A 14,082-nucleotide genomic window follows, 5' to 3' on the forward strand; every position below is an offset into this window, starting at 1 on the left:
TCAGACTCGATGCTCGCTTGCGGTAAGGGGCGTGTCGGCCGGCAGCATCGGCCACCAGGAGTATCTCAGGACGCAGATCACAACGACGAAAACCACTCCGCATGTCATAGCCTCGACATGCCAGCGGCCAACCAGATACATCGGGAGTAAATAGAGCGCAGTCACTCCACAGATTCCGACGAATAGATTGAAGAGCGTCAGTGCAACGCCTAGTTCTGCAGTACACAGACCCAGGTGCGACTTCCTCGATTCGCGAGCGATTGGTCGCCAAAAACCAAACGGGCGAACCGTTTCGTAAAACGAGACCAACACAGCGCGAGGAGTTGCCGCGGTGAGCAGCGATGCAACGACGCTGGCGATCGCCGTGCATGCCGCAATTCCCAAGAAGGCATAATAGTCGCCGGGCGAGGGCGCTAACAGCCAGAGCAGCGACGAGATGCTGCCGGTGAGGACTCCCGCAGCGTAGCCCCAACCATTCAGCCGCCACCAATACCATCGCAGGCAATTGGGAATGACCAAGCCGGAAACGAAACTCATTTGGAGCCAGTTCCAAATCACATCGATGGAACTCGAATAGACTCCGGCGACGGCTCCCAGCACGACAATCGCCAGCGTCGCTGCGCCGCTCACGGCAAGCATCGGAGTTCGAGACGCGGCCGATCGCACGAGCGGAATGTAGAGATCCGTCGCCAGGTAGGCTGCACCGCTGTTGACCGTCGCCGCCAACGTCGTCATGAACGCCGCGACCAATCCGGCCAGCACGAATCCACGGACTCCCGCCGGGAGAAAATCTCGTAATATCGCGGGCATGATTTGCTCTGGATCGTTCGTCGGCGTCTGATTTGTGAGCGCCAGTAGCACGATCCCCATCGTCATCGCCCAGCGCGGCGCCAGGAAGAACGGCCACGCCGCCGCGAGTTTGCACGCATCGCGTGACGAGCGAGCGGCGAGATATCGCTGAAAGTCGTACATCTGGGCGGGGCCGCCGGCATTCGTCAAGAACCCTTTGCCGACCCAGGCGATAACGAACCAACCGAAAGGAGCGAGGTCCGGACGTTCCGCGAGCCGCCAACCAGTCAGCCGCCACATCGGCGTCAGATCGGCGAAGTCAGACGGCACGTGCTCGGCCATCAACTGCGGCGTCGCATGCGCGTAGGCAATGCCGGCGATGATCAATGCCGACGCCGTCAGGACGATCGCTTGAACCACGTCTGTCGCGACGACGCTGTACAGGCCGCCGGCAATCACATAGGCGGTCGTCACGCCAAGCACAGCCAGCGAAACGAAGATCGACGGGGAGACGCCGACGATCGATTCGAGATAGCTCCAAGTCGCTGGCGCGATCTCTTCCTTGAAGAAATAGTCGGAGAACTTAATCATTCCCTGCAAGGCGTAGGCGACGGAGCCCGCGGTGAACAGCACGGCGACGGACGCATAGGCGTACCGCGCCGCTCGCCCCGCGGCGTCGTCGCCAAAGCGCGTAATCATCCATTCGGCGCCGGTGATCGCGGCCGACCTTCGCACCCACTTGGCCATGTACGCCAGCCCGAACGCCGGCAGCGCCACGCCCCACATCCACTGCTGCCACCACGCCTGAACGCCGAGCGTGTAAAGCACGCTGACGATCCACATCGTCCCCGTCAAATCGAAGTTTGAAATGGCCCCGCTCAGCGCAAGCAACGGCCAAGAAATCCGCCGTTCTCCCAGAAAGTGCGCCTCCAATGTCGCCGCCGTTCGACGACGCTGCCATAGCCCGACGCCGACAATGACGGCGAAGTAGAGAGCGACGGCGATCCCATCCAGGGGAGTCATGGCAAACCGATGAGTGTGGCGAAGCAGCGAATCGGTGACGAGAGTGATTAGCAGAATCGACGGCAGCGAGCGAGCCGCAAGTTTTGTTTATCGGGGAGCGGCGACGATTAAGAGAAGCATGCAGGAGCGTCGGGGCCAATGAAGTCGAGCTTAGCCGGTTGTCGACGCGCGAATGGCCAACTCGCAGTCGATGATCACCTGACGACGAACGTTCCCGATGCTCTCGACCTGCGGCAACACGGCTTCGAAGGCAGCCTCGGCGAATGGTCGAGCGGGCAGTCGCACGCTGGTGAGCGGCACAGGCAGAAAGCTTGCAATGGGATCGTCGTCGAAACCGGCGAGTTTGATATCGTGGCCAATCTTGACTCCCAGTGAGGTCAAATGCCGCCCCAACATCGCCGCGAAGCGGTCTGACTTGCAAACGATGCCGTCGGGACGTCCCAGCTTCAACAGTTGTTTGCAAAAGGCCTCGGTCGGGCTATCAGTCGACCAGATCAGGTCGGGCGACGCGGCCAGACCATGGTTCTGTAGCGACTCGCTGTATCCCGCCAGACGATCTTGCACCGCCGTCGACACTTCAGGAATTCCAACGAACGCCACCCGCTTGCATCCGACTTCGAGGAGATGGTTGGTGACAAGCGTCCCGCCGCGGCGGTTGTCGTAACCAATCCGGACGAACTCGCTGCGCTGCGGGTACGACACGATGTCGCGATCAATGAGCACCACGTTGATTCCAGCTTCGCGCAAGCGGTCGACGACGATGCGGTTGCAATCCATGTCCTCTTGCGGCAATTCGGCCGGGTAGTAAAGACAACCGGCAATCTTCCTCGCGACCAGCGCATCGGCCGCCAAACGCATCGAATCTCGAATCGTTCTCCCGTTGGCCGGCAGGCACTGGACGTGCAACGTCGCTTGGTGACCGCTAGCGATGTCTGCCAGGTGGCGTTGAATGAGCCCCTCGACGTAGCCGAGTTCCGACGATTCCCTCACGAAGAGCGAACAGAAAGCGATCGACCTCAGCGATGGCAACGGGATATCGACGGCGTAGGTACCGGAACCCTGACGACGTTGCACAAGCCCCGCACTGGCCAGATCGCGTAGCGCACGAATCGCCGTTGTCCTCGACGTTCCGTATTTCTTCGACAACTGCGACTCCGTTGGCAGACGATCACCCGGAGCAATGACGCCAGCGCGAAGCGAGCTTTCCAACTCGTCGAAAATGTAGCGATGCATCGGTTTACGAGCTTCCTGCCCATGAAGCTCGGCCGGGGAGGACGCTGGTCGTGAAGGAAGAGACATAAGCGAAGCCTGCTGGAACCTTGCGATGAGCGGCAGCGCCGGCTGGCAAGTGACGTCACCAACCGCTGCTGCTCGCGACGCTAGTTGATACATCAACTTTTGTCAAATAAACACTATAAATTATTGACTCACCACGCCCATGTTCTTAATTTAGCCCTCACGAGTCGTAATTTCCCGTAAGGCAATCATCTTTTCCAAACGCCTTCGCGCCTCGGCAGCTTGCCAATAGTTGTTGCATCATCTTTTCGTTTTGATATCGATCTCACTCGCCAGCCGCCGTGCCGGCAATTGTTCGCCCTTCCACCTCTCAAGCCATTCGTAGATCGCTCGAATCGCCGAGCGAAAAAGGAGCGTTTCGTGACACGTCGCGGATTTACGCTGGTTGAGCTTCTCGTCGTGATCGCGATCATCGGCGTCCTGGTGGCACTCTTACTACCGGCAGTCCAAGCCGCGCGAGAAGCCGCGCGACGAGCCCAGTGCACCAACAATCTCAAACAGTTGGGCCTCGCGCTGTTAAACCACGAGTCGGCCAAAGGACGCTTCCCGCAAAACGAGCAAGTGGTCACGAAGTATGCAAACGGGCGCGAAGAGAAACGCGACCTGGCCTCGCATCTCGTCATGATGGCGCCGTACATCGAAGCCGCCAATCTGACGAACGCCGTGAATCTCGATCCCAAGTCGCCGGTGGTTCCCGGCGACCAGTTGGTAAACGGCGTCAAGCTGAGCCAGCTTCCGCTCGCATCGTTGGCTTGCCCCACAGACCACAAAACGGGCGTGCAAAACGGCGAGGGCCTAACGGATCTCCTAACTCTTCCCGGCGCAGGGCAGTTGGTGGCCGTCACGTCGTATGCGGGGTCGCTTGGCGCTCAGATCATGGGAACGTTCGGCAACTGCAATCTGCACACGAGCAACCTCGTGCCCGATGGCGGCGCCCTCTACGACCTCGACGACGACGGCGAAGATTGGTTCAACACCACTTCCAACATGGTTCCCGCATGCAACGGCTCTGGGAAAGGTAACACCCGCGCTGATTGCTCTGAACCCGCCCACATCTCCGGCCCGTTCGGCCGCGGCAACTGGGCTGCGAAGTTGCGTGAGATTGAGGACGGCACGTCGAACACGATCGCCATGGGCGAGATCATTCCATCCTGGTCGGGCTATCAGTGGGTCAACGGCTGGACTCGTTCCGAGGGCCTCTGGTTTGCGACGACGGCGCCGTTAAATCTCAGCACCGATCCCGAAGTTTATAAAAACGCATCGGGCGGGGGACGCGGCGGCGGCGGCGGTAGCGCAGTTCCCCAATGCCGCGATTGGGAGAAAGACTTCAACGCCGCGATGGGCTTCAAATCCCGTCATCCCGGCGGCGTGAACTTCGTCTACTGCGACGGCTCCGCTCACTACCTTAGCGAAGACGTCGACTACGCAACGTACCAACGCCTCGGCGCCCGCTCCGACGGCGAAGCCGTGTCGCTCGCCAACTAGCCTCCATGCCTTGAGTCTCGACGCATTCAAATCAAGTATGACTCGCTTTTCACATCAGATTTGCTTGCTCGCCTGTGCAGGCGCTGTGGTCCTTGCCGCCGGATGCGGCCGGAAGAGCGCAACGCCGGCCACGGTTCCAGTCACGGGGAAAGTCACGCTCGAAGGTGCGCCCGTCTCCGCCGCAATCGTCTCCTTTGCGCCCAAGAACGACTCCACGACCGGTATTCCCGCACAAGCCACGACCGACGAATCAGGCGAATTTGAAGTCTCAACAATTTTCGATCAGGGACGCACGACTCAAGCTGGCATGACGCCGGGCAATTACGCGCTCACGGTTACCAAGCTTGAGCAACTCCCCGCGCAAGCGCACATCACGCGAGCGCCAAAGAATCTGCTTCCGAAGCAATACGAATCAACAGACTCGTCCGAATTGAAAGCCACGATTTCCGCCGATGGCGACAATTTTCTCGCCCTCGACTTAAAGAAATAGAACGTTCGCCCTTGTGTCCGCCCTATTTCGCGGTGAATTTCCGACGCCATGCCGTCAGTCGCCGCACCGGCTACCACGCCCGACGCCCAACGGTCGGTTGTTGAGTTGCCGCCACGTTTCGATCACCTTGTCTACCTCATCGGAGATTCCAACCATGACTTGGCGAGCCAGGCCGCGCTCTGTACGTCACTTGCAACGAGGTTTCGTCGCGTTGTTGCTACTGGCCGCGTCGCATCGCGCGGCAGACGCAGCGACAGCCGTGCCGCTCACGAATCCTAGCGGCGGAGCCGCGTGGGGCGGAGCCACGACGGTGAGCTTCCCCATCGATCTCTTAAACGATCCGTTCACCTACAACCCGAACGTCAACTTCGTCGACTACGCGAACGTGCCGGCCGGCTTCTTACCCACCACCGCCTGGAATGGCGCCGACACGCTCTTCATCGCCGCGAACAACGACGCCGACAACTATTGGCGAACAGACGTCACGTTGACTGGGGGACAAACGCTCGACTTCATCGACATCTGGGGGCGCTCAGACTACGCCGGAGCGGAGCAAGGTCGGCATCAGGCGCTAGCGATCAGTTTCTACAACGCGCCCGGCGGATCCGCTGGCGGCGGTACGCTGCTTGGGACCTCGCTCGAGTACTCCGGCGTCACTGCGAAAGCCGCGAACAACGCCAACGGCTCGGCCTACGGTCGCTACGACGTGACTTCGTTGCTCAATCCGACGCAACGCGGACAAGTGCAGTCGTTCGAGATCACGCACGGGCCCAGCAATCTGAATGACTTCTTGCTGCTGACTGAAGTGCGGGCAGGCGCCGGCGGAGCCGCGGCGCCATTCCCAGTCCTCACGATCAATCGCGCGACCGGCATCGCGACGCTTAGCAACAACGTCGGCACGCCGCTGAACTTCATCGCCTACGACATCCAATCGAACCATGGTTCGCTGAACGCCGCCAACTGGATTTCGGTAGCCGACGCCGGCGACGGCAACAGCGGCGGGTCGCTCGACGCCAACATTTGGACTGAACTCTCCGCCCCTACCGCCTTCAACAGTCTTAGCGAAGCGGAACTCCCGGGAGGCAACGGCCTCACGCTCGCCAACGGCGGATCGATCAATTTCGGCAACGTCTGGCGCAAAAGCCCCTACGAAGACGTCGCGATCGAAGCGCTCAAGTCCGACGGCACGTTCATCTCCATCGCGGTCGAATACACCGGCAACGGCGGGCAGGCCTATAAAGTCGGCGACCTCAACTTCGACGGCGCGATCAATGCGACCGATTGGCCGCTGTTCCGCGCCGCCATGGGAAATACGTTCGATGCAGGCTCTTCTTTGACTCTCACTTATCAACAAGGTGATCTCGACGGCGACATGGATACCGACATTGCTGACTTCCGGCTGTTCGAAAAAGCCTTTGACGGCGTTAACGGTCAAGGCGCGCTCGCAGCAGCTATTGCGGCCGTTCCCGAGCCGAGCACGCTGGCGCTCGCGGCCGGTATCGGCATTGCCGCTTGCTTCACGCGGCGCCGCCGCAAGGTCGCCGGTGCACTGGCGGCGCTGGTGGTCGCCAGCTCCGTAGGACTCAGCGGCAACCAAGCGAACGCGCAAACGTTCACCTTTGTGCCAGTTCCGGCGAATCCAGCAACGGCAGTCACCGCCAGTTCGGAATTCAACGGCGACTACAAAGCCTCGAACATGTTCACCGACGCAGCGCTCACTCCGGCGGACCTCGGCGTCAAAGCCTACACCGACGCCCAAGCCCAGTACGCCGGCGTCGGCGTCGGCCCGATGAACGTCTTCATCGACAACGGCGCGTCGATCAACGCCAACTGGATCGCCTTTGCGCAGCGATCGGGCTCCATCGCGACAGCCGATCGCATCGGCACGATGGACTTTTGGTTCTCGAACGTCGATTTCGCCGGCGTGCTGCCGGCCACGGCGCCGCAAGCGACGGTGAAATTCGACGATCCGCTCGGTTCGACGATCAAGCAACACCCGCTGATGACGCAACTTTCCGGCCGCTACGTCGCCGTGAAAATGACGATCCACGAGATGTCCGCCTCAGGTTCCGTCAACAATATTGGCGGTCACGAGTTCCGCTTCGTTCAAGGGCCGGCGCCATTAGTCTTGCAGGTCAACACGTCAACCGGTGCAATCACGCTGAAGAACAGCGGTACGGCGGCGCAATCCGTCTCGCTCGACGGCTATCAAATCTCCAGCGCAGCCGGATCGCTCAACGCTGCGTGGACTGGTCTCGGCGGCCAAGCTGGTTTCCCCGAAGGCAACGGATCGGGCAATGGCTGGGAAGCGGGCGGCGCCTCTGACGCCAACTTATTGACCGAAGCGTATCTCACCGGCGGATCGGTCGTGAACACCGGCGCCTCGCTCTCCCTTGGCAGCGGTTACAAAACCGTCGGCGGCGTGCAGGACCTCAAGTTCCAGTACAGCTTCGACAACGGGATTATGACCGAGGGCCTCGTCGAGTATGTCACCGCCACCGGCTTGCCGGCCGACTTCGACGTCGACGGCGACGTCGACGGCGCTGACTTCCTCCGCTGGCAGCGCGGCTTCGGCCTCACCACGGGAGCGACGAAAGGGCAGGGCGATGCTGATGGCAATGGAGCGGTAAATGCCGCCGATCTCACGATCTGGAAAGGAAGCTTCGGGACGACCGCCAGCCTCGCAGCTGCGGCCGCCGTCCCTGAACCGTCCGCCTGCGCCCTGGTCGCCGTGGGGGCGGCGGCTTGGGGCGTCGGCATTCGCCGCCGTCGCTAACTCTGCTTGCCCGCGAACGGCCCGTTCGCGCCCTGCGTCATTATGCCTTTTCACAACTACGCGTAGCGCAAGCTATTGGGGAGATACTCATCATGACCAACTCATGCTTTAAAACATGGAAGTGGCAGGCCGCCGCTCTCGCCTGGATGGCGGCGGCAGGCATCGCCATCGAAACTCACGGCTCGACTATCGATCGAGACTATCGCCTCGGCGACAACTCAGCGCTCTCGACGGAAAACGGCGTCGCGAGCGCCGCCGTCGGCAGCGGAGCGGGCAGCGATCACGGCGGTTTCACGCTCGACCACGCTGGCCTGCTGACGACGCTGCCGACGTTTCAAGACCTCGAACCTTTTGGTGCGCCGATCTACGTCAACGTCGGCGCGGGAGGACTCGCTCGTCCCGGCGCTGCTGCAGGCTCGCTCGGCGTGCAGTTCGACGGCGTCGACGACAATCTCCGCGGACTCGGACTCGGCAATCCGACGCAAGGCGACGATCCCTACCAGGACACCATCAGCTACAACACGCTCTTCACCAGAGCGGTGCAAGGCTGGGTGCGCCCCACTGCGGCCGCAGCCGCCGGCCAACGGCAACGCGTCGTTCGCGACACGTTTCGGTTCGGCATCTCCATTGTCGCCGATGCTCAAGGCGCCAATCGTTGGGCGCTGAACACCGACGGCCTGACAGGCGGCCTTGAGGTCGTCTCCTCGGCGGCCGTCCCGTTGAACCAGTGGTCGCACGTGATGCACTATGCGAACGGCGCGACTTCCGCCCTGTACGTCAACGGCATCGCCGTCACGGCGAAGGTCGGCGGGTATTACGGCAACGGAGCCACCACGGCGGAAAAAGCGTTTGTCCTAGGCGCCGACGTTACGAGTGACGGCGATACCGTCACGGCAAGCAACTATTTCAAAGGCCAGCTGGACGATTTCCAGGCGCTCGTTTCAGGAAACAACGCCTCGCAGACGGCCGGCGCCAACTACGGGGCATTTAACCTCGGCGTTGACAATCAGTTCATCGCGCAGCAAGGCCTGACGATTGGCGACGTTACGGGCGACGGACTCATCATGGGCAACGGCACCGGCAGCGCCAACGACGACGTCAAGAAGTTCATCGCCAACTATCGGTACACGCAGCGCGTCAACGGCGTCGTCGTCGGCGATTTGAACACGCGCACGCAGCATGCCGATCTGAACTTCGACGGCGTCACCGATCTGCGAGATTGGTACATTCTAGCGAAGGCGCACGTCGATGCGGGTTCCCTCGACATCGCCGCGCTGTTGGCATCCCAACCTGTCCCCGAACCAAGCACGTTGACGCTCGCATCCATCGGCGTTGCTGCAGCAGCGAGGATGCGCCGGCGACGAGCCTAGCGAATTGTCAATTACAAACGATTTGATCGTTGCCAGCGTGGGCGAGACCTTCGCCTTGCCCACGCTGGCGTTTTTGTCTCCGCGGTCGTAGAGCCTACAATGGGCCGCGTCGCCTCGCCTCTCCTGATCGACTCACAAGCCGTTCGCCGCCTCGCCCAATTGCGTTTATGGAACAGCGTCGCTCACACTTCGTACTCCTCTGCAGCTCGCTCGCCTTCCTGGCGGTTCTCAATACGAGCATATCCGCAGCGCACAGCACGGACGAACAGTTGGCGCGTCAGGCGCAGCGACTCCTCAGCGACCGCTGCTTCAAATGCCACGGCCCCGATGAAGCGGCCCGCGAAGGCGGCCTGCGACTCGACCTGCGCGACGCCGCCCGCAGTGAACTCCCCTCCGGGGCGATTGCAATCGTGCCAGGAGATGAGTCGGCCAGCGCGCTCATCGAGCGGATCACAGCCCAGGACGAATCACTGAAGATGCCGCCGCCGGAAAGCGGCAAAACGCTGTCACCGCAAGAGATCGACCTGCTGAAGAAGTGGGTCGCCCAAGGCGCCCCCCACGTCTCGCATTGGGCGTTCGTGAAACCGGTTCGGCCCGAACTTCCCCTGATAGACGGAAAGAACATACCCAATCCGATCGATGCGTTCGTCCAAGCGCAGCTCGCGGAACATAATCTCTCGCCGGCGCCTGCCGCCAGTCGCGAGCGACTCATCCGCCGCATGACGTTCGATTTGATCGGCCTGCCGCCGACCCCGGCGGAGATCGACGCCTTCGTCGCCAACGAATCGTCCGACGCCGCGCGGCAACTTTTCAATCGTCTCACGGAGTCGCCCCACTACGGCGAACGCATGGCCGCCGATTGGCTCGACCTCGCCCGCTACGCCGACTCGAATGGTTATCAGAACGATTTCGCACGCCAGTCGTGGCCCTGGCGCGACTGGGTGATCGCGGCCTTCAATGGCAACATGCCATACGACCAGTTTCTCACTGAGCAGCTCGCAGGGGATCTACTGCCCGACGCGACGCCGAGCCAAAAGCTCGCCACGGGATTCAACCGCAATCACCGCACAGTCACCGAGGCAGGTTCGATCGACGAAGAGTGGCGCGTGGAGAACGTCGTCGATCGCGTCGAGACGACCTCAACTGCCGCGCTCGGTTTGACGATGGGCTGCGCCCGCTGCCACGACCACCGCTACGATCCGATCTCGCAGCGCGAGTTTTACCAGTTCTACGCATTCTTCAACAGCGTCGATGAAAAGGGAGTCAACACCGAGCAGCGCGGCAACGTGGCCCCCCTGATGACGGTCCAAACCGCAGACGACCAGCGCCGCATCGACGAATTCGAGCGAACCATTGCCCGGCTGGAGGCGAAGCTTGAAACAGAACAGCCAGCCATCCAACAAGCGTTCGCACAATGGAGAACGAAGCTTGAGAAGCCTGCCGATGCTCCCGCAGCAAGCGTTTCCATTCCGCTAGAGGAGAACGCTGTCGTGCGTAAGCCCGACGGCACGTCAATTTCCCCCGCCAACACAACGGCGCTTCCGGCCTTCAACGCCGACGGGTCCGCATTGTCCGCGACGTTCAAAGGCCAGGAAGTCGCCGAGTATGCCGACCTCGTCGAGCTCGATGCGCGAACGCCGTTTAGCTTCTCGGCCTTCGTAAAACTCACAGGGCAGGGGACGCTCTTCTCGCAGATGGACGATCGAGCCGATTTTCGCGGCGCCGATCTCGTCGTGCTAGAAGACGATCGACTCGCTTGCCATCTCATCCATCGCTGGCCCGACGAATCGATCAAAATTCTCGCCCGCGAGCGACCGCCGAAGAACAAATGGTTCCACGTCGCCGTCACGTACGACGGCAGCAGCAACGCTTGCGGCGTGAAACTCTACGTCAACGGCAAGCCAGCGGCGGTCGACGTTGAACGCGATTCGCTACGTCATAACTTTGCCGTGGCGCAGCCGCTACGGTTGGGACGCCGATTGGTCGAACGCCCACTCGACGGCCAGCTGCGGGGGGCGACGTTCTTCTCGGAAGCGCTTCATGGCAAGTCCATCCAAGCAACGATCGCCTCGCAGTTGGCGGAACTCAACACACGCGGCGCATCGCTGGGTGATCACGGCCTCGCGCTACTGCGAGATCTCTATTTGGGCTCTTCAACGGAAGAGGCCGCCGATCAATTTCAGCAAACCGAGGCGAGTCTTATCGCCAATCGGGCGGATCGGGACGCATTCAAAAGCAAATTGCCCACCGCCATGATCATGCAAGAGTTGGCCGCTCCGCGCGCTACGTTCGTGCTGAAGCGCGGCGTCTACGATCAACCCGACGCCCAGCCGTCGGTAACGCCTGACGTACCCGCGTTCTTGCCGCGTCTCGCAGAAGGGGCTCCGCGCAACCGACTCGGGCTCGCGGCTTGGGTCGTCAGCCCGGAGAACCCGCTCACCGCTCGCGTCGCCGTGAATCGGCTCTGGAAGCAATTCTTCGGCGTCGGGCTCGTGAAAACGGTCGAAAACTTCGGCGTCCAGGCCGAACCGCCGTCGCATCCCGAGTTGCTCGATTGGTTGGCGGTTGAGCTCGTGGAATCGGGCTGGGACTTGCAACGTCTTCAATGGCTCATCGTCAGCAGCGATACGTACCAGCAATCGTCCGACGCGCCGCATGATTCTTACGCCAACGATCCCGAGAACCGCCTGCTCAGCCGCGGGCCGCGGTTCCGGCTTTCAGCGGAAATGATTCGCGACAACGCCTTGGCAGTCAGCGGCCTGATGAACCTGAAGGTTGGCGGCGCTTCCGTGATGCCTTACCAGCCGCTCGGATTGTGGGAAGAACTGGCGGGCGGAGCGCACGAAGACTACGTGCAAGTCCACGGCAGCGACCTCTACCGGCGCAGCCTGTACGTCTACCGCAAACGGACGGTTCCTCATCCGTCGCTGGCCACGTTCGATGCTCCAAGCTGGGAAATCTGCCAAGCCCGCCGCTCGAGTACGAACACGCCGCTGCAATCGCTAGCCCTGCTCAACGACGTGACGTACGTCGAGGCGGCGCGGCAACTGGCGACGCGGATGCTCGCAGCCGAAGCGGGCGACGACAGCCGCCGGGTTGCTTATGGGTTCCGCTTGGCCGCCGGTCGAGAACCTCGGCCTCAAGAATCAGCGGAGTTGCTGGCAGCACTTCAAGAATACCGCCGGGCGATGAGCGGCGATCCCGCCGCCGCGGAGTCGATGATCGCGCATGGCGAATCGACCGTAGCAACCGGCGTCGCCACCGAGGAGCTCGCCGCCCATACGCTGCTCAGCGGCATCTTGCTCAACCTCGACGAAACGATCACCAAGAACTAAGCGACGAATCGACGCATGGAAACCATCAAACGCGTGCAGCAATGCAATCGTCGACACTTCCTGGGCGGAGCCGGCGTCGGGCTCGGCGCCGTCGCGCTGCAGTGTCTCGCAGGCGGCGATCAGGCGTTCGCTGCCAAACTCACGGCGAGTCACGGCACCAACGGGCCGGCCCTCGCCGGGTCGCAGCTCCAGCCCCGCGCCAAGCGCGTGATTTATTTGTTCCAGTCCGGGGCGCCGTCGCAGATCGAAATGTTCGATCACAAGCCGATGCTGCAGCGCTTGGCTGGTCAAGAATTGCCCGCCTCCGTTCGCATGGGGCAGCGCCTCACGACGATGACGGCCGGCCAAAGCAGCTTTCCGCTGGTCCCCTCCAAATTCGCGTTCGCGAAATCTGGCGCCGCCGGCGCAGAGTGCAGCGAACTGATTCCGCACACCGCCGCCATCGCCGACAATCTCTGCATCGTCAAGTCGATGGTCACCGAAGCGATCAATCACGATCCCGCGATCACGTTCTGCCAAACGGGCTCGCAGCTCGCGGGGCGGCCTAGCATTGGCGCGTGGATCGCCTACGGGCTCGGAGCGCTCAACCGCGACCTGCCGAGCTTTGTCGTGATGCTGTCGCGTGCGTCGGGACGAGCCAACGATCAGCCCCTCTACGATCGCCTGTGGGGCAGCGGGTTTCTCCCCACAAGCCACCAAGGAGTCAAACTCCGCAGCGGCGCCGACCCGGTGCTCTACTTGGCGAACCCCGCCGGCTGCTCTCCCGCGCTGCGACGCGACATGCTCGATCGCTTGGCAACGCTCAATAAGGCCGCCTACAGCCAGTCGGGCGATCCCGAAACATTGACCCGCATCGAACAGTACGAGCTCGCGTTCCGGATGCAAACCTCGGTTCCCGAGCTGACGGATATCTCCGACGAGCCAGCCCACATTCTCGACATGTACGGCCCCAGCGTTCATCAGCCTGGCTCGTACGCCCGCAACTGCCTGCTGGTCCGTCGGCTCGCGGAGCGAGACGTACGTTTCGTGCAGCTCTACCACATGGGTTGGGATCAGCACAACGCGCTGCCGACCAATCTCGCGCAGCAATGCAAAGACACGGACCAGGCCTCGGCCGCGCTCGTCAAAGACTTGAAACAACGCGGCTTGCTTGACGATACGCTTGTCGTCTGGGGCGGCGAGTTTGGCCGCACCGCCTACTCGCAGGGCCCAGTCACCGCCGAGTCGTACGGCCGCGACCATCACCCGCGTTGCTTCACCGTCTGGATGGCCGGCGGCGGCGTCAAGGGAGGCCTCTCCTACGGGGCCACCGACGACTTCTCTTATAACATCGTCGACAAGCCGGTCGAGGTGTTCGACCTCAATGCGACGATGCTGCACCTGCTCGGGATCAACCACGAGCGACTGACTTATCAATTCCAAGGTCGCGATTTTAGGCTGACCGACGTGCACGGCAAGGTTGTGCATGATTTGATCGCTTAGCGCATTGCCAGCGAACAAACCGGTTCCATCACGAGG

Annotated in this window: 8 protein-coding genes; 6 read left to right on the top strand and 2 right to left on the bottom strand. The window is 61.7% G+C overall.

Features of this window, described 5'->3' with window-relative positions:
• A complete protein-coding gene (locus ACQY7R_RS08090; protein WP_428305099.1) occupies positions 1–1,812 on the bottom strand; it encodes a sodium:solute symporter family transporter in 1,812 nt (603 codons plus the stop codon).
• A gap of 150 nt (positions 1,813–1,962) precedes the next feature.
• Positions 1,963–3,045, bottom strand: coding sequence for a GntR family transcriptional regulator (locus tag ACQY7R_RS08095; protein ID WP_428305100.1), 1,083 nt, complete (start codon positions 3,043–3,045; stop codon positions 1,963–1,965).
• Positions 3,046–3,468: 423 nt separating this feature from the next.
• Between ACQY7R_RS08095 and ACQY7R_RS08100 the strand changes: the two genes are divergently transcribed.
• From ACQY7R_RS08100 to ACQY7R_RS08125, 6 genes are all read left to right on the top strand, one after another.
• Positions 3,469–4,593, top strand: coding sequence for a DUF1559 domain-containing protein (locus ACQY7R_RS08100; protein ID WP_428305101.1), 1,125 nt, complete (start codon positions 3,469–3,471; stop codon positions 4,591–4,593).
• 37 nt (positions 4,594–4,630) lie between these two features.
• A complete protein-coding gene (locus ACQY7R_RS08105; protein WP_428305102.1) occupies positions 4,631–5,083 on the top strand; it encodes a carboxypeptidase-like regulatory domain-containing protein in 453 nt (150 codons plus the stop codon).
• A 190-nt stretch (positions 5,084–5,273) separates the two neighbouring features.
• Positions 5,274–7,859, top strand: a complete 2,586-nt coding sequence (locus ACQY7R_RS08110) for a PEP-CTERM sorting domain-containing protein (protein WP_428305103.1) — start codon at positions 5,274–5,276, stop codon at positions 7,857–7,859.
• 92 nt (positions 7,860–7,951) lie between these two features.
• Positions 7,952–9,229 carry a LamG-like jellyroll fold domain-containing protein gene (locus ACQY7R_RS08115; protein ID WP_428305104.1) on the top strand — a complete coding sequence of 426 codons (1,278 nt, stop codon included), beginning with the start codon at positions 7,952–7,954 and terminating at the stop codon, positions 9,227–9,229.
• Between the two features lie 167 nt (positions 9,230–9,396).
• Positions 9,397–12,564 carry a DUF1553 domain-containing protein gene (locus ACQY7R_RS08120; RefSeq protein WP_428305105.1) on the top strand — a complete coding sequence of 1,056 codons (3,168 nt, stop codon included), beginning with the start codon at positions 9,397–9,399 and terminating at the stop codon, positions 12,562–12,564.
• Positions 12,565–12,579: 15 nt separating this feature from the next.
• The gene (locus ACQY7R_RS08125) at positions 12,580–14,046 is read left to right on the top strand and encodes a DUF1501 domain-containing protein (RefSeq protein WP_428305106.1); all 1,467 of its coding nucleotides are present in this window, start codon (positions 12,580–12,582) and stop codon (positions 14,044–14,046) included.
• The last annotated feature ends 36 nt before the right edge of the window (positions 14,047–14,082 follow it).

Origin of the sequence: Lacipirellula sp., assembly GCF_965279485.1 — a bacterium.
GTDB lineage: Bacteria > Planctomycetota > Planctomycetia > Pirellulales > Lacipirellulaceae > Lacipirellula.

Excerpts from the sequence above, each read along its gene's own strand:
- ACQY7R_RS08090 (WP_428305099.1), bottom strand. The coding sequence starts at position 1,812 with ATGACTCCCCTGGATGGGATCGCCGTCGCTCTCTACTTCGCCGTCATT.
- ACQY7R_RS08120 (WP_428305105.1), top strand. The coding sequence starts at position 9,397 with ATGGAACAGCGTCGCTCACACTTCGTACTCCTCTGCAGCTCGCTCGCC.
- ACQY7R_RS08105 (WP_428305102.1), top strand. The coding sequence starts at position 4,631 with ATGACTCGCTTTTCACATCAGATTTGCTTGCTCGCCTGTGCAGGCGCT.
- ACQY7R_RS08115 (WP_428305104.1), top strand. The coding sequence starts at position 7,952 with ATGACCAACTCATGCTTTAAAACATGGAAGTGGCAGGCCGCCGCTCTC.
- ACQY7R_RS08095 (WP_428305100.1), bottom strand. The coding sequence starts at position 3,045 with ATGCATCGCTACATTTTCGACGAGTTGGAAAGCTCGCTTCGCGCTGGC.
- ACQY7R_RS08125 (WP_428305106.1), top strand. The coding sequence starts at position 12,580 with ATGGAAACCATCAAACGCGTGCAGCAATGCAATCGTCGACACTTCCTG.